The 19,333-nt window shown below is 56.2% G+C and carries 16 protein-coding genes; 8 read left to right on the forward strand and 8 right to left on the reverse strand.

The features are described 5' to 3' along the window. Positions 1-104: 104 nt before the first annotated feature. From ACR0I0_RS00355 to ACR0I0_RS00380, 6 genes are all read right to left on the reverse strand, one after another. A complete protein-coding gene (locus ACR0I0_RS00355) occupies positions 105-3,338 on the reverse strand; it encodes a DEAD/DEAH box helicase family protein (protein WP_170574331.1) in 3,234 nt (1,077 codons plus the stop codon). Further along, a complete protein-coding gene (locus ACR0I0_RS00360; RefSeq protein ID WP_170574335.1) occupies positions 3,335-4,591 on the reverse strand; it encodes a restriction endonuclease subunit S domain-containing protein in 1,257 nt (418 codons plus the stop codon). Before ACR0I0_RS00360 ends, ACR0I0_RS00355 begins: the two co-directional genes overlap by 4 nt. Further along, positions 4,588-6,630: an HsdM family class I SAM-dependent methyltransferase gene (locus ACR0I0_RS00365; protein WP_170574338.1), complete on the reverse strand. Its 2,043-nt coding sequence runs from the start codon at positions 6,628-6,630 to the stop codon at positions 4,588-4,590. The genes ACR0I0_RS00360 and ACR0I0_RS00365 overlap by 4 nt, the downstream gene beginning before the upstream one ends. Positions 6,631-6,709: 79 nt before the next feature. Then, a complete protein-coding gene (locus tag ACR0I0_RS00370) occupies positions 6,710-8,413 on the reverse strand; it encodes an N-6 DNA methylase (protein ID WP_170574342.1) in 1,704 nt (567 codons plus the stop codon). A gap of 10 nt (positions 8,414-8,423) precedes the next feature. Continuing rightward, on the reverse strand, positions 8,424-8,696 hold the full coding sequence (locus ACR0I0_RS00375) for a DUF4258 domain-containing protein (RefSeq protein ID WP_170574345.1): 273 nt from the start codon (positions 8,694-8,696) through the stop codon (positions 8,424-8,426). 83 nt (positions 8,697-8,779) lie between these two features. After that, positions 8,780-9,700: a GIY-YIG nuclease family protein gene (locus ACR0I0_RS00380; RefSeq protein WP_170574348.1), complete on the reverse strand. Its 921-nt coding sequence runs from the start codon at positions 9,698-9,700 to the stop codon at positions 8,780-8,782. Between the two features lie 479 nt (positions 9,701-10,179). On the opposite strand from ACR0I0_RS00380, the gene ACR0I0_RS00385 reads away from it, so the two are divergent. The 7 genes from ACR0I0_RS00385 to ACR0I0_RS00415 all read left to right on the forward strand — a co-directional run bounded on the left by ACR0I0_RS00385 (position 10,180) and on the right by ACR0I0_RS00415 (position 17,231). After that, a complete protein-coding gene (locus ACR0I0_RS00385) occupies positions 10,180-11,058 on the forward strand; it encodes a zincin-like metallopeptidase domain-containing protein (RefSeq protein ID WP_170574352.1) in 879 nt (292 codons plus the stop codon). A gap of 625 nt (positions 11,059-11,683) precedes the next feature. Next, the gene (locus ACR0I0_RS00390) at positions 11,684-11,992 is read left to right on the forward strand and encodes a hypothetical protein (protein WP_170574356.1); all 309 of its coding nucleotides are present in this window, start codon (positions 11,684-11,686) and stop codon (positions 11,990-11,992) included. Next, on the forward strand, positions 11,989-12,192 hold the full coding sequence (locus tag ACR0I0_RS00395) for a hypothetical protein (protein ID WP_025060004.1): 204 nt from the start codon (positions 11,989-11,991) through the stop codon (positions 12,190-12,192). The genes ACR0I0_RS00390 and ACR0I0_RS00395 overlap by 4 nt, the downstream gene beginning before the upstream one ends. After that, complete coding sequence (locus ACR0I0_RS00400) at positions 12,189-12,410, forward strand: hypothetical protein (RefSeq protein ID WP_170574359.1); 222 nt, start codon at positions 12,189-12,191, stop codon at positions 12,408-12,410. Before ACR0I0_RS00395 ends, ACR0I0_RS00400 begins: the two co-directional genes overlap by 4 nt. A 550-nt stretch (positions 12,411-12,960) precedes the next feature. Further along, positions 12,961-13,551: a hypothetical protein gene (locus ACR0I0_RS00405; RefSeq protein WP_170574362.1), complete on the forward strand. Its 591-nt coding sequence runs from the start codon at positions 12,961-12,963 to the stop codon at positions 13,549-13,551. Continuing rightward, a complete protein-coding gene (locus ACR0I0_RS00410) occupies positions 13,538-15,346 on the forward strand; it encodes a relaxase/mobilization nuclease domain-containing protein (RefSeq protein WP_170574365.1) in 1,809 nt (602 codons plus the stop codon). The genes ACR0I0_RS00405 and ACR0I0_RS00410 overlap by 14 nt, the downstream gene beginning before the upstream one ends. Then, complete coding sequence (locus tag ACR0I0_RS00415) at positions 15,339-17,231, forward strand: type IV secretory system conjugative DNA transfer family protein (protein ID WP_170574370.1); 1,893 nt, start codon at positions 15,339-15,341, stop codon at positions 17,229-17,231. The genes ACR0I0_RS00410 and ACR0I0_RS00415 overlap by 8 nt, the downstream gene beginning before the upstream one ends. Before the next feature lie 110 nt (positions 17,232-17,341). On the opposite strand, the gene ACR0I0_RS00420 is transcribed toward ACR0I0_RS00415, so the two are convergent. After that, a complete protein-coding gene (locus ACR0I0_RS00420; protein ID WP_170574373.1) occupies positions 17,342-17,980 on the reverse strand; it encodes a Cap15 family cyclic dinucleotide receptor domain-containing protein in 639 nt (212 codons plus the stop codon). Here ACR0I0_RS00420 and ACR0I0_RS00425 point away from each other — a divergent pair. Continuing rightward, positions 17,979-18,440 carry a hypothetical protein gene (locus ACR0I0_RS00425; protein WP_170574376.1) on the forward strand — a complete coding sequence of 154 codons (462 nt, stop codon included), beginning with the start codon at positions 17,979-17,981 and terminating at the stop codon, positions 18,438-18,440. The two genes, ACR0I0_RS00420 and ACR0I0_RS00425, sit on opposite strands and share 2 nt — an antisense overlap. Here the strand turns inward: ACR0I0_RS00425 and ACR0I0_RS00430 are convergent. Then, a complete protein-coding gene (locus tag ACR0I0_RS00430; RefSeq protein WP_480489760.1) occupies positions 18,437-19,333 on the reverse strand; it encodes a nucleotidyltransferase domain-containing protein in 897 nt (298 codons plus the stop codon). The genes ACR0I0_RS00425 and ACR0I0_RS00430 overlap by 4 nt on opposite strands.

Raw genomic sequence — 19,333 nt, forward strand, 5'->3', positions numbered from 1 at the left:
TGAGGTCGAACTCCCGATTGGATCCCCGACGTCGAAATGGTCCCCCAGTGCCCGCTTTCCTTGGCGCATGTTTTTTGGGCCAATCGGCGCTGGAAGAGCTCGATTTATACATCTTCGAGCTCTCCAAGGTCGATATCTTTCCCCGCTTTGATCAGATCGTAAATAAGGTTCGTAAGGATGCCGAGGCCTTGTTTGTCTTCTTTGAGAAGATGCGTGGCCAAAGCGTTGTTCGAACTCATTGCACGCACCACCGCGCCTTGAACCGCGCCGGGAAGGCTTCCTTTCAACGCTTGGTCTTTAGAGTTTTCCTCAACTTGCGCTCTTACGATACTGTTTTCACGGGTTATCGAAACGATTTGGTTTACGAAGCTTGCTTGGTCCTTGATCGGAGCGGCTTCACCAAAGATACCGTTCAATCGTTCGATCAGTTCCTGGAGGTAGACAGGAAGCTTACCGGGCGCATTTGAACCGCCCGGTCCAGTGGGCTTTAAGTTTGGATCTGGGTCATCACGGTTGTTGCCCTGGTCATCGTTCTTTTTAATGTCGTATCCCGTCAGGGAAATGCCTCTGAGATCTACGTGCTCGGGAGGAACGCCATTGAGGCGGTTTGCCAGAAGTTTTGTGAAAGCGGCAAAATTTTCCATGCTGGGATCCCCCAGATCCAGCAATTGCGCGATGTATGTGTAGGTCCTGGAAAACCTAGCCAATCCCGACTTGAACTCCAGCATTCGACCGATGCTCTCTTCTATTTGCATCCTTTCATGCTCGGCCTTTTTCGCCGAGGCATCGTCTCCTGCCTCGGTTGCCTTCAGGAATTCAACTTCGCACCGAGCGGCCTCTTCGCGAAGCGCTTTGAGGCGAGCGTTGAACAGGTCGGTCGGTCGTTGGGTGGCCGCAAACATCGCCTTGTGGTGATCTTCTTCGCCGGTGTCGAAGGTCTTGGCGGTTTCAAAGCGCGCCACCTTGAACGCCTCGATGTCTTCGTCCGAGTAGATGCCCTGTTCGTCAAGGGTATCCTTCATGTCGTAGATGACATTTGGGTCTTGAACCTCGGTGATTTGCGCGCCGGAATCGTATTTTTTGAAGGCCGCTCGGATCGCTTCCGGGTCGTTTACGAAATCGATGACGAAGGTTTCTTCCTTGCCCGGGAAAGTGCGATTGAGTCGCGACAGCGTTTGAACGATTTCGACTTCATTCGCGATTTTCTTGTCGACATACATAGCGACGAGCTTCGGCTGGTCGAAGCCCGTCTGGAACTTATTAGCGACCAACATCACTCTAAATTCCGGCCTATCAAATGCGATCCGCAGGTCCTTGACCTCAACGCCCGTGTTCATGTTGCTTTCAGTGAATTCAGCATCATCGTCACAAACGAAGAGATCGCCTGAAATCTGCGCGTCATCGGAATGCATAACGTCCTTGCCGCTGAGCTTCCCCGAGAATGCGACCAACGCGCGAACGTCTTTGTACTGCGGGTTCGCAATGACAAAAGCATCGAAGGCCTTCTTGTAGCGAACAGCCGCCGCACGCGAGCTCGTCACAACCATTGCCTTCGCCTTTCCGTCAAGGAGAGGCGAAACGTTGTGCCGGAAGTGCTCCATGATGAACTGCACCTTCTGGGTGACGTTCGTGGGATGCAAGCTCATCCATTTGGCAAGCGCACGCTTGGCTGCCTTGCCGTCCACGCGCTTCTTGTCTTCCAGTTCTTTTCCCAGATTGAAGGCGGTCTTGTACGAAACGTAGCCCTTGAGCACGTCGAGAATGAAACCCTCGTCGATGGCCTGACGCATCTCGTATTTATGGAACGCACGCGGAAGGTTGTCCGGGCCTGCCGGGCGGGACGGGTCCTGAGGCCGTCCGAACAACATCAAGGTCGAATGTTTCGGGGTCGCGGTGAAGGCGAAGTGGGACAGGTTCTTCGGCCGGGCGCGGCTTTTCTGGATCTCGGTCAGAAGCTCTTCGACCGTCATGTTCGCGGTATCTTGAGCTGACGAAAGTGCGAGGGTCGCCTGCAGCTTCGAAGCGGTGCTGCCTGTCTGCGATGTATGCGCCTCATCGATGATCACGGCAAAGCTACGGTCCTTCAACGATGTCTCCGTCAGGATCGCTTCCATGGCGTGCGGGAAGGTCTGAAGCGTCACCACGATAATCGGGACGCCTTTCAGCATCGCTTCTGTCAACTGAGCCGTCTTCGTCTTGGAGCTCGTCTCGCGGTCAATCGCGGCGATCATGCCCTTGCGGTGGTCGATCTGCTGAACAGCGTCTTGCAGCTGGCCATCCAGCACGGTCCGGTCCGTCACGATGATCACGGTGTCAAAGACTGCCTTGCCATCGTCATGGCGCAGCTTGGTCAGGTCGTGGGCTGTCCATGCGATTGTCGATGTCTTGCCCGATCCCGCACTGTGTTCGCACAGATACGCATGTCCAGGACCTTTCTCCTTGGCGTCCGCGATCATCTTGTTGACCGCGTCGTGCTGGTGAAAGCGAGGGAAGATCAGAGTTTCCTTGACCGACCAGTTGCCCTTCAGGTCCACCACATCCTTCTTCTCGACATAGACGAAGCTGTGGAAGATCCGCAGGAAGGCATCGGGCTGGCAAATCTCTTCCCAGAAATAGGCGACGGGGTATTCGCCGTCATCACGGGGCGGGTTGCCGCCTTTGCCGTCATGGCCACGGTTGAACGGTAGGAAGAACGTGTTCTCGCCCGCCAGTTTCGTTGCCATCCAGATTTCACTATCGGACATCGCGAAATGCACGATGGCACCGCGTTTAAACGTCAGCAGCGGGTGTTTGCGACCGGTGGCAGGGTCCTCGGGCAGACGGTCGCGCTTGTATTGCTCGCGCGCGCTTTCGGCGGATTGGGTGAAGTCGGTTTTGAGTTCGACAGTCGCAACAGGCAGCCCGTTGATGAAGAGGCCAAGATCGATCGCCAGCTCACGGCCGGGGTGATACTTCAGCTGGGGCACGACGCGCAGCCGGTTGGCTGCATAGCGTGCGATGATCGTTTCGTTGCGCTGATCTTCGGGGGCGGGCTCGGACATGTCGATCTGACCGCAGCCCGCGATGGAAAAGCCACGGCGCAGAACCTGGATGGTGCCCTGTTTCGTCAAAGCCGCATCGAGGCGGGAGAGGAGCGTTTCGCGAGCGCGCTCGCCGTTCAGCGCGACGAGCTTGTCCCATTTCGGCCCTTGGGTCTCTTGGATCCAGGCCTCCAGATCCTCGGTGTAGACGGCGGTGTCCTGGTCAAAGCCTTTGGTCTCGCCGAGCAGCCAGCCCTGTTCCGTCAGTTTCTTGACGATATAGGCCTCAAGGTGTTTTTCGTGGTGCAAATCGCTCAAGCTGCGGCCCTCACATCAATCTTACCGGTCACCGCCGCCGTAATGAGCGCCGCGCGTTTTTCTTTCAAAAGCGCGATGGAGCGCTCGGTCTTTTCAATCAAACCCCGAATGCGATCCAATTCGCGGTCAATCCGGTTCGCAATCGCTTCTTGTTCATCCATCGGTGGCAGGAAAATCGGCAATTCTAAAAATTTCTCTGGTTCCATACGCCATTGATCGGTCCGAATACCGTTGGAAATCAAGCGATAAACCCATGGCATCGGCCGCGCGCGGAGATAATGGTGCATATATCTGGGGTTGTGCGCGCCAATAGGCTTCATCACCACATAGTCGGGAGAGGTAATGCCCAAGAAGGGAGAAATCCCCATCGAGCCCTGCCAAGCTTTCATCTTGTTGATCGCCAAGTCGTATGGCTCAACCAGCTGGTATTTGGACAGGTCCTCTGGCGTCTTGTTGATGTTGTCGGTGCGCGAAGCTTTCTCGATGACGCCAAACTCACGATAGACGGACAGCACGGTCAGGTCGTCAAACCCTTGGCGTTTGATTTGCTTGAAATGGTTCTTCATTCGCGCACGTTGCCAATGGGCAGGTACGTCACCCCGCCATTCGATGCCGCTGTTCTTCGTTGGTACGTTGGCATCGATGCCTCGACGAACGAAGTGGGCTATCATCGCTTTTTCTTTGTCGTCCAGAACAGCAATGAAGCGGGTCTTTTGTGCGACCAAACCATCAATTCGCGCGGTCTCGCGGTCGAGATAGTCGGCGATTGCGTTCTGGTCGTCTTGAGACAAATCTGGCACCGGAAAGTTCAGGAGTTCCGTTTGGCTCAGGTTCTGACGGATACCGCCGCCGAGACCATTGAAAATGTTCCCGATGTAAGCGGCGTAGAAATACCAATAGTAGAACTTGGAAACCACAACATCAGACGTCGGAACCAGACGAATGTATGCAGGGCTCATGATACCGCGGCGGGGAACCAAGCCGACGCGGCTCGTTTTGATGTTCTGAAGGTCGATCAGTTTGAAGGCCAAGTCGCCCGGTTCAAAGATTTGGTATGAACCGTAATCAGACGATTGGAGTCCCTCGTTATCGTCCAACGATCGATCGATGACGCCCTTCATGGTTAAGGCCAGCCGGTGGCTTTCCTTCATCCCAGTGTTAGGTTCTTTCGTGTACTTGAAACGATGCTTTGCGGGCAGAGTTGACCACAGAGAAGTGCCGACAAAATCGTCTAGGAAGTCCTTCGGGGTCATTCCGTCACCTCAGCCAAAACTTCAGCGATGGAGGCCTCGATGGCTTTCAGCTCTGCATCGATTTCGTCCAGATCGCGTGGCGGCACATATTCATAGAAATAGCGGTTGAAGTTGATCTCATAGCCGACAATCCCGATGTCACCGTCGGTTTCGTCCACGTAGGTCTCGTCGATATAGGCGTCATGGGCGTGGGGCGTTACCTCGGTTTGGAGGTAGTCATGGATATCGGTGCCCATGGGCACGTTCTCATAATCCGTCAGATCATCGTCGGGGATCAGGTTGCCCTTCTTGTCCTTGACTGGTTCCAGATCTTCGTCCCGCACGCCAAAGGCCTTTTGAAACGCCTTGATCAGCGCCGCGTCGGCTTTGCCGAGGCTCGCGTCCTTCTTCGCGGCAGCCTTGGCAAAGCTGTCGATCCAGTGCCAGTCATGGTCGGTACCTGCATGCTCTGCCAACACCTCGCGCCAGCCTTGCCGTTGACCGTCGGTGCGCTTTTCCCAGGCCTTGTGCTCGGCCAACGCTTCAAACCCCGCGTCTGACACAACGATCTTGTGACGCAGCGGGCGCAGCACCTTGATGCGACGATAGCCGAAGTCCTGCGCGTCGAGGATGAGGCTTTTCTTGGTCGGCTCGAAGTCGGCGTAAAGCTGAACGATATCGCGGATTTGGTCCTCCCCGATCTTGCGCCGCTTGTTGCCCTCGCTCTTGCGGAGCGGCTCATACATCTCGGTCGCGTCGATCAGTTGAACCTTGCCGCGCCGGTTAGCGGGCTTGCGGTTGGACAGAACCCAGATGTAGGTGCCAATGCCCGTGCGGAAGAAGATCTCGGTCGGCAGGGCGATGATGGCCTCGACCACGTCCTGTTCAAGCAGGTGACGGCGGATTTCAGATTCACCCTGACCGGCGTTGCCGTTGAAGAGGGGAGAGCCCGACAGCACGATCGCCGCGCGCCCGCCGCCCTTTTCAGGGTCTTCAAGCTTGCTGAGCAGGTGCAGCAGGAACAGCATCGAGCCATCGCTGACACGCGGCAGCTTGGGACCAAAGCGCCCCTCGAATTTCTGGTCGCGGTGTTCGCGCACGACCTCGGCCTGGTCCAACTCCCACTTCTTGCCGAATGGCGGGTTGGAGACGCAGTAGTGGAATTTGTCGTGGCGGAATTTGTCAGCCGAGAGCGTGCTCCCAAGCTTGATGTTCTGGGACAGATCGCGGCCGGGATCGGACTTGAGCGTCTTCAGAAGCATGCTTGCCAGACAAACGGCGTGGGTTTCGGATTCCAGTTCCTGGCCGTAGGGAACAAGTGTGGGTGCCGTTCCATAGCGATCCTGCAGCGACTGAACGTGTTCCATCCCGTCGGACACAAAGCCGCCGGTGCCGATCGTCGGGTCGTAGAGCGTGCGGATGATGCCGGGGTTGTCGATGAACATCTGGTCATCGGGTTCAAGCAAGAGCTCGATGCCCAAGTGGACCACATCGCGCGGCGTCATGAAGTCCTCGGCCGCCTCATTCACCTCGGCCCCGAAGCGGCGGATCAGGTGTTCATAGACGTTGGACATGGTCCGCTCGGGAACCGCGTCGGGGTGCAGGTCGATGGCGGCAAAGTTCTGGCAGATCTTGTAGAGAACACCCTTCTTGTCCATCTGGCTGATCGTGTTGATGAAATCGAACTGCTCGAAGATCACGCGGGCATTGCCGGAGAACTTCGCGATGTAGTCCTCAAAGTTCTGGCGGGTGCGTCCAGACCCTAGTGTTTCAAGGCTATAGCTCGATGTGTTGTAGAACGGGTAGCCGGTAGCCTGACGCAGGATGACATCGACATCGAGCCCATTTTCGACAGCCATCTTGTGCATCTTGGCGGCTTCTTTCCGAGTAGGCTCGAGGACGCATTCAAGGCGGCGGAGAAGCGTGAACGGCAGGATGATCTTGCCGAAATCGACGTGCTTGAAGTTTCCCCAGAGGTCCTCCGCGTTTTTCCAAATAAAGTCCGCGAGCGACGTGTGGGTGTTGTTGGCTTTTGCTGTGGTTGATGTCTGTGTGTTCAAGGTTCAGGTCTCGTTCTGATTGGGTGCTGCACGCTTGGCGCGAAAATGAATTGAATTGGTCAGGGTTGAAAGCGGGAGGTCAGGGCTTCTCTAGGTTCAGTTCTCTGCCTGGCCAGGAGCTTGTTCGCTCGGCTTCAATCTCGGCTAAGATTGCTTCGATCTGAGCATGCCGCTCTTGCCTCCGTTTGAATGTGAGTTCTGCGCGTTCGGCTTCTTCTTCGGAGGGGATTGGAACTCGGAAGGCCTTCAGGTCTTTGATAGCGATGGATTGTATCGCTGAACCGCCAGCAAGTGTGCGCAGCGCTTCAACAACCGTTGGATTTGCCAGGTACTCGTAAAGAACCACACCGGAAAATCCCCCGCGTTTTGGGCGCAGGATCATGAAGGATTGACCTGCCGTCCAAAACCCATCTTCGTCACTTGTCGGCGCATCGGCGGGGACGAGGCCTGCCGTGCCGATCGTACCTTTCACGGACAAGATGACATCGCCAGGAAGCAACCGTTGGTTTCGAGCCTTGCGCATTTGCGCACGTTCTAGCGTCGATATCTTGTGCGGTTGTGTCAGGAGGCCGTACTGGCTCACATCGGCGGGCGATGCTTCGAAGATAGTGAATTCTCCATCTTCTGCTTTGCCCAAACTTAAAGGGCGGATCAGTTCGACAGCATCTTGCAACTCAATCGTGCTGGAGCGCTCCAGAAAGGTTTCCAGCGCGACTGCAGCTGGCGGAAGCAGATACCTGTTGATGCTCAGGATGAAGTCTTTCTCTTTGATCTCCTCGAGCGAGACGTCCTTGGCGAAGGTCTCATCCGTCGCGGTGCTTTCCTCCAAGTAGCGGGCCCAGTTCGTACCGGGCAGTACTTCAGGGCGACCCCGAACTGTCCTTCCTGAAAAGCTTGGATGAGACAGATCGATCATTCTGACCTTGGAACTATCCCTGTTGGAAGGGGTGAGAACCAAAACATCGGTGTCCACCATTGTGTTTGGAAAAATCATGCCGCCAGGAACCGCGAGGACGCCTTTCAGGCGACCGGATGCAACGAGCGCTTCGCGCGCTAGGGGCTCAACGCCAACGCCTCGATACATTAGCCCATCTGGCACACAAAGGATCGTTTGGCCGGTCGACTGTGCTAGCGCATCGGCTAAAGCGAGCACATCTTCGGTTAGGCGCTTTTTTCCCTCTTCCGCGTCCAATATCGCTAGTGTGCGTCGCGGAATCTGGTTGGTATTCATGGGCTTGGATCCGAAAGGAGGAAAGGCCACTTCTGCTTCAAAATTCGTGGTATCTGCGCGAGCGAGAGGATCGGCGAATTGGACCTGCAATTTGCACTCCAAGAGAACGGCGAGGCTTTGTGCAAAGTCACAAATGTCCTTATTTTGCGATACGAAGAGCACTGCCTTGCCGCGCATTGCCAGTAAGAGTGCTGTGTGGAGGGAAGCCTCGAACGAGCAGCGTACGGAACTTGCGCTATCGACAAATTCTGCAAAGCGCTTTGCTGGGGTTTTGGGCAGCCATGGCTCGTTGTGCCCATGATTAGATGCCATTAATTCGTCAATCGCGGTCAGACGTTCCGTCGGCGAAAGGGCAAGAAGTGCCTTGGTGGCTTCATCAAGAACTCTCCCGCCCGCATGCTCACTCGCGGCTTCCAAATCATTTGGGGAGGTAATCGATTTGTTAGGATCCAAACGAGATGCGCCGAAGAAGGCCAAAATACGGGCTGCATGCTGGACGCCAGGAATCTGGCGCACAGCTGTAAGGGCTTGTCTTTGATTGGGTTTGTTCACTTTCAGCCCCTTATTTTTTTGACGCTGGGCGTGCGAAACTGCCCGTGTTGTATGTCGTGATCTGACAGTCGCCCGCAACGACGACTGTTATCCCGCCCTTGCACTTGGCGCGCTCAAGGAGCTTCAGCGTTTGGCGAAGTTCGGCCGCGACTTCGTCGCAGTCCTTGCGGCGCAACACGATTTTGTCGCCGTCAAAAACGCCATGCTCCAACGCTAGGTCTACCATCTGCTTGTTGATGCCGCGCTGGTTCATTCTGCAATCCATGTGGTTTGTAACTTGCATCGACTTGCTCCTCTTGATGATCAAGAGATACGAGTGCCTGATTTGAAAATCAACCCCTTATTTTAATTTTTTGTCACGATGCCCTACTGGGCCGGGGCGCTGGCTTCAGCTTGTTGCCAGTCGTGGTAGGTCTGCTTCGATCCTTTGACTTTCCACTCCAGTCGTCCGTTGCTGTTTCGATCCAAGACCACGGCAGCGGCGGCTGAAGGACTATTGAACGACCAGGGTCTCGAGAAGCGGAGTTTTTGATTGCCGTCGGCGACCAAAATGCCGTCCGAAATGAGCTTTTCCTTCAAGCTGCCATAGCTTTGTTGGACATAGCCAGTTTCGGTCAGCGCCTCAGACCCTTCCAGTACAACAAATTCACCATCTTCCTCGACAGCGGTAGCTTTGACGCCGCTCTTGTGGCGGATCTCAAACTGCACTTCACCTGCGGTTCGTTCGTCGACTGGCTTCGCTGTCTGTGTCACCGCGCGCGGCTGTGGCTTGAGCATATCCAGTCCGATTACCGGCAGGATGATCCGCAGGTTTGATAGAAACTGCTCCATGTTTGCCACGTCAGCCTCGGGCAATCGTCGCCTGCTGGTGTCCGGCTGCGTGCCGTTGTCCAACGTGACGCGGCCAGCTTGGGCGGCTTGCTCTATGAGTCGCGCCTCCAGATATTCCGCGTGCCCTTTGGAAAGGTCATCGTCACTTGTCGTGATGGTGATGGCCGTTTCCCAGAAATCTCTTTTGATCGCGCTTTGCTTGATCCTCTCGGCCACCGAATTTCCGGAGCCAATATAGGTGCGGGTGGCACCGGCTTTTTCGGGATCAGGGCCCGATAGGATATAGATGCCGGTCCGATCAACTTCATCACGAGTGGTCAGGTCGCCGAAAGCTGAAGCGCCGCTTACAAAAAGCAAACCTGTCCAGCCATGGATTGTCGCTTTTCGCAGCCCGGTTGGCTTCCCGTCTACGAGGAAAAGCTGGATTGTTCGACCGAATGAGCCCTCTGTTTGCACGATTTTTTCCCTGAAAACATGATTCTAATAATATCTTGCACAGCACACTTTAACCCCGAAATTACATGATTGTCGTCCCGTGAGGACGGCTTGTTGAAAACGGACTGCACCAGGGCTCAACAGGCCGTTGGCCCGCTCGCCCCGATCCAGACATTATTCTTTTGGTTTGGTCCGCCCAACATCCCTGACCGTGGCGGTCAACCTTAGTCCATCCCCAAAATCAGCCACCAATTTCCCCTGTCTCGCAGGCGAGCCATTCCTCGCGCGGCAAATTGGCGTCTGATTTTGGCGCAGACATTTTCTTCGCAAATGTGGCCGATTGACAGCCCCGTTCAGGGCCGTGGGGCGGGCTTTGCCCTCTCCCACTCTGTTCCGCCGAATACATGCGTATTCGGTCAGATCAGGTGGCCGAGGCGCAGCCCATCGGCGGAAGGGGGCGCGAAGCCTCACCCGTGTCACTTTGATCGAGGAGGCCACAAATGGCACCGAAGTTTGATGTTTATGCCCACGTCACCGACACCATTATTGCAGAGATCGAGGCGGGCACGCCGCCATGGCGCAAGCCTTGGACAGGGAGCGCGTCCGGCATTGCCCTGCCAACCCGACACAACGGGAAGGAGTATCGCGGGATTAATATCCTGCTGCTCTGGGTCATGGCGGCCAAGCATGGCTATGTTTCAAGCCGCTGGATGACCTACAAGCAGGCGCAGGAGCTGGGTGGCCAAGTCCGCAAAGGCAAAACGTCGTCGACCGTGGTCAAATACGGGACGTTCACCCGAGAGAACGAGTTGGGCATCGAGGAGGAATTGCCCTATGCGCGCGCCTATCGCGTCTTCAATGCCGATCAGATCGAGGGTTTGCCGGAGGATTACTACATCCGGCCGGAGGCCCCGCGCGATCTTGGGACGGCGGCAGATCCGGAGCTTGAGGCGTTTTTCAGCCGGACGGGGGCGGAGATCCTCACCAGTGATGATCCGCGCGCTTATTACAGCCCCGCCAAAGATCACATCCACATGCCGCCGATTGCCACGTTTCACAATGCGGCAGGCTACTATGGGACGTTGGCCCATGAGGTGATCCATTGGACCGGCAGCGAAACGCGGCTTGAGCGGATTAAGAGGTTTGCGAACCGCGAAGCCTATGCCTTTGAAGAGCTGGTGGCGGAAATAGGCGCTTGTTTCCTTGGTGCTCAGATTGGCGTCGCGCCGGAATTCGACCAAAGCGCCGCCTATGTTGAAGGGTGGTTGGAAGCTCTCAAAGAGGACAAGCGGGCAATTTTTCGCGCGGCGTCCGAGGCACAGAAGGCCGCCGATTTTGTCCTAGCAGCCGCAGCTCAATCGAAAGCGGCCGCAGCATGAACGGCCACGCAATTCTACCCCCGATGACGTGCCGCAAATGCGACGCGTCAAATCCGGTGATCTTTCTTGCGCCAGTCATCGTGAAAGGCAGTTGCACCTGCATTTGCTTGGATTGCGCAGAGGCGCGCAAATGGCTGGATTCTGACGGCAACTTGAAAGCCGGTGTTGAGCTTTGAGCACCTACGCCCCGCCTCATGTGGCGGGGCGTAGGCCTCGGGGGATGAAATGAGAAATTGAGGCCCGTGCTGCTGCGCACGGGCCGCTCTGAGAAACGGACTGTGTGGAGGATCGACTGGCTTTCAGCCCGCTCACCTCCTTCAGGCTTCTTTCAATTTGATTGGTCCGCCCAACATCCCTGTCAGGTCCCGTCAATGGGCAAGCGCCGCGCGGGCGCGTCGTCAAAGCCCGCAACCCGTGTCCTCGCGCGAAGGCGCGCTGCGGGCCGCACCAGTTGCTGGCTTTGACCCATTGACCGGCCGCTCCAGGGCCGTGGGTCGGGCTGTGCCCCCACCCACTCTGTTCCGCCGAATACATGCGTATTCGGTCAGATCAGATTGGCCGGTGTGCAGCCCATCGGCGGAAGGGGAGCCAAGCCCCAACCGCAGCACCCAAGAGGAGGCCACAAATGGCTCACAAATATCAGCCCCCGAAATTCTGGACCTGCGACTGTGATCGCACGACCGGCGGTCACATCATCGACGGGCTTTATAGCACCTGCGTGTATTGCGGGAAGGATCGGCACGAGCTGAAGGAAATCGTTGTTCCGTCGGGTTTGGGTGGCGTGTTCTGCGTCGAGATCCTCAGCGTCGAGGATGATTGTGCCAAGGTGAAGGTGGTCAAAAGCTCGAACGGTTTTGACGCGCTGCCGCCCTTCACGGTGCCGTTCAAAGACATCGCTCCGCGTTGGAAGCACAAGGCGGGAGAAATCCAATGATCCCTGACTATCACAGCGATGATTTTGCGACTGCGCGTCTGGAAGATACCGTTAGCTTGCGCAGCGCCGCCCGCGAGGCCCGCGCCACGCTTTACGCGGTGTTGAACCGGCTGGAACTGAACGATCTGGACGGCGAGGAGCAGCCCTATATCGACGATTGTCTTGGGGCTCTCGCAATCCTTGAGGAGGCGTTGCGATGACCGTGGAAGACATCAAAGCAGCAGTGGACGCGGTTAACCGCGTTCACTTCACGGTTTGGGGCGAGTTGTCGGCATCGGCTTGGTGGTGGGGAGGGTTCTTGTGCTCCTTAATCCTCTGCTCCAGTCGAGACGAAAAACTCGAAACCTCAGCTGCAAACCTAATCGATTTTGGGATTTTGGGTCGCACCTCGCCTTTTTTGTCAGAGGCGGCACATTGAGCCGCATAGGAGGAAAGAATCCGATTAGCTTTCTTTCTTTGCCTTCCCACTTTTTGGCGGAACGGTTTGTGGTACCCGTTGATTTTCGCATCCATAAGTGGGTTCCGACGCTCGTCGTTACTGACGCTAGGCCATTCAATGCCCAAAATTCTGCAGCAGGCACACGATAGGGAAAAGTGCTCTAGAAAGTCGTCGTTCGTCGGTGCGTTTTTGGGCTTCTTGGCTTTGGCTTTCTTCTTGCCTTTCTGCCCCTTGGTTCCAGGCATCGGAGAAAGTGGGTCATAAGACCAACCCCGCCCGCCAGGGTAAATGATTGTGCTGCCACCTGAATAGCCGCCGCGCCCCATCTCGAACCTCACAAAACAAAAATCAATACCGCCAGTGTAGCGCTGGTCTTTGTCAGCGCAAGTATTGGCGGCCGCAGCCTATGGCTGCTCCAAACGGAATACAGGCAGTTGATTCAATATTATAATATTGAATCAATTATGGCGAAATGCCATAACGGAGCTGCCTGTATGATGCTGGCAAGAAATAGGGGTGATTACTTCACATGGGCCGACCGCGCGCACCACGGCACAAGCGACTGACGCAGAACCAGCGTTTTGCCATCGTGCGCAAGCGTGCCGAAGGGGTGGCGATCGAGGCTCTGGCCCGTGATTTCGGCGTTACGACCCGCAGCATCTTCTACACCTTGAAGGCCGATCAAAGCCGCAAGTTGGATGCGCGCGTGCGCTCCGAACTGGTGAATGTCCGGCTGACGCCAAAGGAGCTGGCGGGCTTCGATGCGGTGCTGACGCGGCATGATGTTGCCAGCCGGGCGGAGGGGCTGCGGCGGTTGATTCATGCGTCGAACGATCTGTTTGTTCCCGATGATGAACTGGCGAACCAGATGCAGGGGCTCTCGGCCTCGCTCAATCGCACAGGCAACAACATCAACCAGATTGCACAGCGCCTGAACGAGGCAAAACGCCAGGGCAAGACGCCGCCCTATGGCAATTCTGCCCATGCTCAAGTTCGCGCCTTGGCCGGGCTGATCTTCGATATCGCCGACCAGGTTCAGGACATGGCGCAGCGACGCCGAAGCGCGCTGTCCGGCGAGGTTGCCCGCGTTCTGGGAGGTTTTGCCGATGGCCCGGAATAGCGCCGTCGCCGCCGCGCAGGAGGCCTTCTTCGATCGCGACTGGAGCCGCATTCGCGGCAGCGTCCTGCGCGCCCGTGCCAAGCAAATGGCGCGCGCCGCCATGGGGCATTCCCCCGCGATCTTCAAAGCCATTCGCGACGGCGGCACGCACAACAAAACGCAGCTGCGCAACCAGCTGGAGTACCTGACCACCAAGTCGAGTTTCATCATCGACAGCCGTGGCACCTATGACGGCCAAAGTGTGCTGTCAGCCAAAGAGATCGAGCAGGTCACGCGCCGGTTTTCAGCGCAGTGGAATGAGGGGTTTCATCCCAAGCTGGGGCATACCTCGCATCTCTTGATGGCTTTCCCGATTGGCACGCGCGGCGAGGATGTCGCCGACATTACGCGCGAGATTTGCGAGAGGTTCTTTCAGGGCGAAGGCAGCCACTTCGACTACGTCGCGGCCGTGCATGAGGATCGGGATCACCCGCATGCCCATATAGTCCTGAACCGGCGCAGCAAAGACGGTGAATTCTTCTTCCTAAAGGAAGGGCACCACTTCAACTACGACAGTTTTCGGGAGGCAATGGTGGAGGTGTCCGACCGCTATGGGCTGCGACTCGAGGCGACCCGAAAGCTTGAGCGTGGGGTCACGACAAAGAGGCCAAGCGATGTAGACCAGCGTCGCGCGGAAGCCTCGGGCCAGAAGCTGTCCGAGCGTGGGCGCGTGGGGCCGGAGCTTGACCGTGCCTTGGCTGACGTGGCGCAGAACGCGCGGCTTTATCGCGGCCTGGCTGCCGAAGCCACGCGTGAGAACCAGCATGACATTGCAGCAGCCTTGTACAAGGCCGCGACGCTTTTGGCGCAAGGCAACCCGATTGAAGCAGATGGAAAGGTATATGGCATGGCCGAAGAACAGCATTCGTTTGATGAGGTCGTGGATGCCTTTCACGACAAGATCAACCAAGCTGAACGCATTGTGGCGGACGCCCCGGTAGAGCGGCGCGCGGCGCTCGAGCATGAGCTGAACGATATCTATCGTTCCTTGTCACATCTGAGCCCAATGGGAACGCAGTCCCACACCTTGCTCGAAGACGCGTCCAAGGGTGGGATCTATTCCGCTGCGAATATACGGACCGAGGCCCAAGAAACGTTGCAGGATCCAGCTCTGGCAGAACGTCTTCAGCAGGCTTTGAAAGGCACTGGAATTGACGCGCAAGAGGTGACACGCCGCGTTGAAATCGGCGCGGGCAATGCCGCGCTCGAGCGGCAATGGCTTGGGCAGGATTTGAAGGCAATTGCCGAGAAGGAAGGCTTTGAGCTGTCTCGCGCCGATAAATTGGAGAAGGCGATCGACCGCCTTGACCAGGTGCACAGTGATCTGGGCCGCTTGTTGGCCGATGCTGAGGTTCTCAAAGACAGCGGGACGGTGGAGGCCGACCGGCAGGAAGTCATAGTCAACGGGTTGCCGCCGACCACTGCTGAAATCCTAAGCCGTATGAGGGACGACCCAACCGCAGATCCATTCCGAAACGATCAGGAACGCGAGACCTTGCGTGCTGAGATGGAGGAACTGGTCGGTAAAGAGGGTGCCCCGGACTTGGCGATTGGTGATGAGACCACGCTGGAGGAGCATATAGAAGACCGCCTGGACCGGCTCTATGCGGCTAAGGCCTATCTGCAGAGCGATGCCGCTCTGGCGAGCAGCGTGGCGATGGAGCACGTCCTCGACGAGATCGCCAATGAAGAAATAGACGCCCGACGCGAGCGGCATGTCGATAGCGATGGCGAAAAGGGCGTGACGCATGGGTAAGGCGCGGATCGCACTCGGCGTCACGAGCTTTGCTCTTCTGGGCGCGGTGTTGGGGTATGTTCTGGCGTCGGCCTTTCTGACGTTCCGCTGGTTCGGGGTTGGGGCGGACATCGATTTCTTGATGCTGGCACGCAGCTATGGGGGTCTTCGAACAACCCACCCCGACGATATGCAGATCGTTCACTTGACCGTCGGGATCAGCACCGGTGCTGGCGTTTTGCTGAGCGCTGTGTTGATGAACGACGCGCTGACCAAGTTTGGTGAAACTCACTGGCAGCACATGTCTGAGATGAAGCGCAACGGCTTCTTCGGCAAGCCTGGCCACGGCTTTGTGCTCGGAAAAATGGGCAAGCCCAAGAGCCGCAAACCTTTCGTGAGGTCCAAGGTATTTCCCCATGCCTTGATCGTAGCTCCGACCGGGCGCGGCAAGACGACGGGTTTCGTCATTCCGAACCTTCTGACCTATCAGGGCAGTGCGGTGGTGCTTGACGTGAAGGGCGAGAATTTTGAGGCAACAGCGCGCCACAGGGCAGCGCAAGGCGACAAGGTTTTCCGGTTCGCGCCAACGGATTGGAAGGATGGCCGCTCGCACCGCTACAATCCCTTGCTGCGCATATCGGCGCTCGAAAATGTCGACCGCCAGCAGATGGAGCTGCAACTCTTGGCTTCTCTGTTCCTTCAAGCAGACAACGACCGCGTCCAAGGGCTCCTCGATGGCGGCATTGACCTATTCGTGGCAGCAGGACTTTTGGCGTTTGAACGAAAGCGGCCGACCCTGGGCGAGATCTACCGCATTACGGCCTCTGGCGGCGACAAGCAGAAAGAGTATCGCCGCCGCGCCGACGAAGTGGTCAATCCAGCCGCCAAGTTGATCTTCATGCGCATGGCCTCAACCAACAACGACACGCTGACCTCTTACCTATCGCTCTTGATGACATCTGGCCTCAAGCAGTGGTCGAACCCCGCTATCGACCGGGCAACCGCAGCTTCAGACTTCGATTTTCGCGACGTCCGAAAGACGCCGTTTTCGGTCTATCTCGTGGTCGAACCTCTGATGGTGAAACCCCTCGCTCCGTTGATCCGATTGTTCTTCTCGGACTTGTTGGCGTCCCTGCAAAACCATGAACCCGGCAAGGACGAGCCTTGGCCGGTAATGATCATGCTCGATGAATTCAATCGCTTGGGCAAAATGCCGATCGTCCTGGACAGCATCGAAACTCTTCGATCCTACCGCGCCAATCTTGCGATCGTTACGCAAACCATTCCCGCCCTAGACGAAATCTACGGCGAGAACGCCCGGCGTGCCCTGCAGGGCAACGCGGGCATCAAGCTCTATCTCACGCCCTCAGATGAGAAGACCATCGAAGAGCTTAGCAAAGCCGTCGGCAAAACCACCAAGCGCGTTGTGACCCGCTCGCGCTCGGTCGGCCGCAACCCATTTGCCGGGCGCAGCATGTCTGAACGGACCGAAGAAACCGCGTTGCTGCCCGAGGATGAGGCGCGGCGCATGGATCTTGATGACATCGTTCTGGTGGTCGACGCGCAGATGCCCGTCCGCGCCAAGCGGATCAAATATTATGAGGATCGGTTCTTTAAGCAGATCTTCGACAAGCAGACCGGCGATCTGCCATATCCATCTGCGGGGCACCAGTTGCGCGGCCTGCAAAGGCAGATCAAGGCGCTGGAGGCAAAAATCGGGCTGCTTGAGATGCCGCGAGCGGTTTCAGGTGAAGGCCCTGAAAGCGGCGGGAAGCGGCGCGATGAGATCGATGCTTTGGCCAATGAAGACCCGGGTGCGGCGTCGGGCGAAAAGCCAAGTTTGGGCGAGTATCAAGCAGGAGCTGAACGGGTGGAGAGATTTATGGAGGAGGCAGCTCGGGGATGAAAGGCGGAAGGGAGGGATTAGCTGCAATACAGAGTGTGAACGGCGCTTTCTGTCCAAGCGGACATTTGTAGTCGCGAAATGAGCTGGTATATTCGCGGCAAAAAATAGAGTTAGCTAGCATCCCAAGCATCTTGTGCTTCGATGTAACTGTCGAAAAACACGTTTTTGCGATCGGAAAGCGAAATTGAACCATTCGTGTTGCGGTCTGTCCAGTAGTGGCCACTGAGCTGGCCTGGTGGCCTGCCAATTACCTTGTACCTGAAGCTCCCGTAGTGAATTTCACTGATACCAGATCTTAGGTGGATACTTGGGTCACTTTGATACGCGCCGTAAACGAAGGTTGTCCCGTCGGCTTGAATGTCAAAGCTCGACGCGACCAGGAAAGACTCGGCTTGCTCCGTCATTAACCTGATCGACATAGAGCTGAATGTCTGTCGAATGACCGCAAAGCCGTCGACTGCGGCAACAGCTTCCTCCGAACCTGGGACCTTGTAGGACGATTGGAGAGAAACCCGCCAAGTTCCGTTCAAATCCGGACGCCGAACTAACGTGTGTACAGGCCAAATTCTCCAGATATACCGATCAAACAGCCATAAACACGAAGTGATTGCCGCCAGAGTGAAGGAGTAAGGTTTCACATGATCCCATGTCAGCTCGATACCAAGTACCCACAGGAATCCTCCCCAAACTACGATGGCGATGATAAGAAGTATTGAAACTGTCGACCTAGTGAGCAATGCGTTACCCATGTTTGAGAATCTAAAACAAACCTTGCTCCGGATACATCAAAGCGGCGAACCGTTCCACCCAACGATCCTGGTCTTCGCTTCTGACCGAATTTCAGATGCAGATTGTATTCCGATGCCGAGAGACCCGATGCCAATAGTTGGACAGCGGTTTGGTGCTGACTTTGCCCAAGACTTAGAGGATGCCCTCAAGGTGAACCCAAGTATCCATGATGGCGCGATACTGTTTCAAAGAACCCAGCAACACGATGACTACTATCTGTCTGCATGGTCAATGCGCATCGTGAGTCGGCATACGCCCCTGTTTTCTGAGCCGAACCTGGGTTCGGCACATAACAGTACTCTATCACTTTCAATGGAGACGGCTGTCGATGCGTGCTGCATTCTATCACCAGCGAAAGTTGTTTTCTTCGTCGATGGTCGGGCCACAACTTTGACGGCAAATTCGCAGAGCCAAACTTAGCGACCAGAGGTATTCCAATATTGACGCATGGATGTCAGCGTGTTTCTGAAGTCATTTGCGTTCCAACAGACGCTGGACCCGTCACGAACGAGGTAATAGCGTTCATTCGCGCACAGCAAATCGGGGACGTTGCTTCGCTCGAGCCAAGAAAGCGCGTTTTCAATTGTTTGTTTGTGCGTTGATACGAAGTGGTCATTTGGTACGTTATAAAGCATCCCTTCAAGGAAGTACGACGGAGCTACTCCGTCAGCTATATAGCCATCACTTATCATCGATCTCCGCATGTTCTTCAGAACGCGAATACTTGGTTTGAACCTGCTGTTCGTGGCTTGATGCATTGATGTGCAGTTGCTCATGTGCTGGTGCGGATAGTTGACGATCTTGTCGCCGTCCGAAGTCCAAAAGCAAATTCCTTCATGATACCCTGGCCGACCGCTGGCCGGATAGGAATAGTAGTAGCGATTCTGGACACAGGCCAGAACGTCAACCTCCCGCCGACTGCCATCGCTTGGTACTTTGATGGCCTTCTTGCCCGGTGTCACGGAGCTCCCGAAGTTCTCTCGAAGCCATGCCAACACTTCGGCCTTGAAGTCCTTGAACGAGTAATTGGCCGAGGACCAATTTGCATCGTAGCGTGCCTTCTCGTCTTCGTTGAGGCTGTCAGTATCAGAGTAGTACACCGAGCTTAGGCAAATCGCGACATCTACATCACTCTCGGCCCAAACGTTTGTGTCGTTTCCATACGACCCCTGGAGAAATGGTTTGGTTCTACGATTTGCATAAGGCGCTTGAGGGCTCTCCAAAACACTTTTTATTGTTTGATAGGTCGCCGCAGATTGTTGCACCGAACCCTGATGTGACCATGTCTCAAGTTGGTCTTCTGAAATTGCCAT

It is taken from the genome of Ruegeria sp. AG6 (assembly GCF_056541565.1).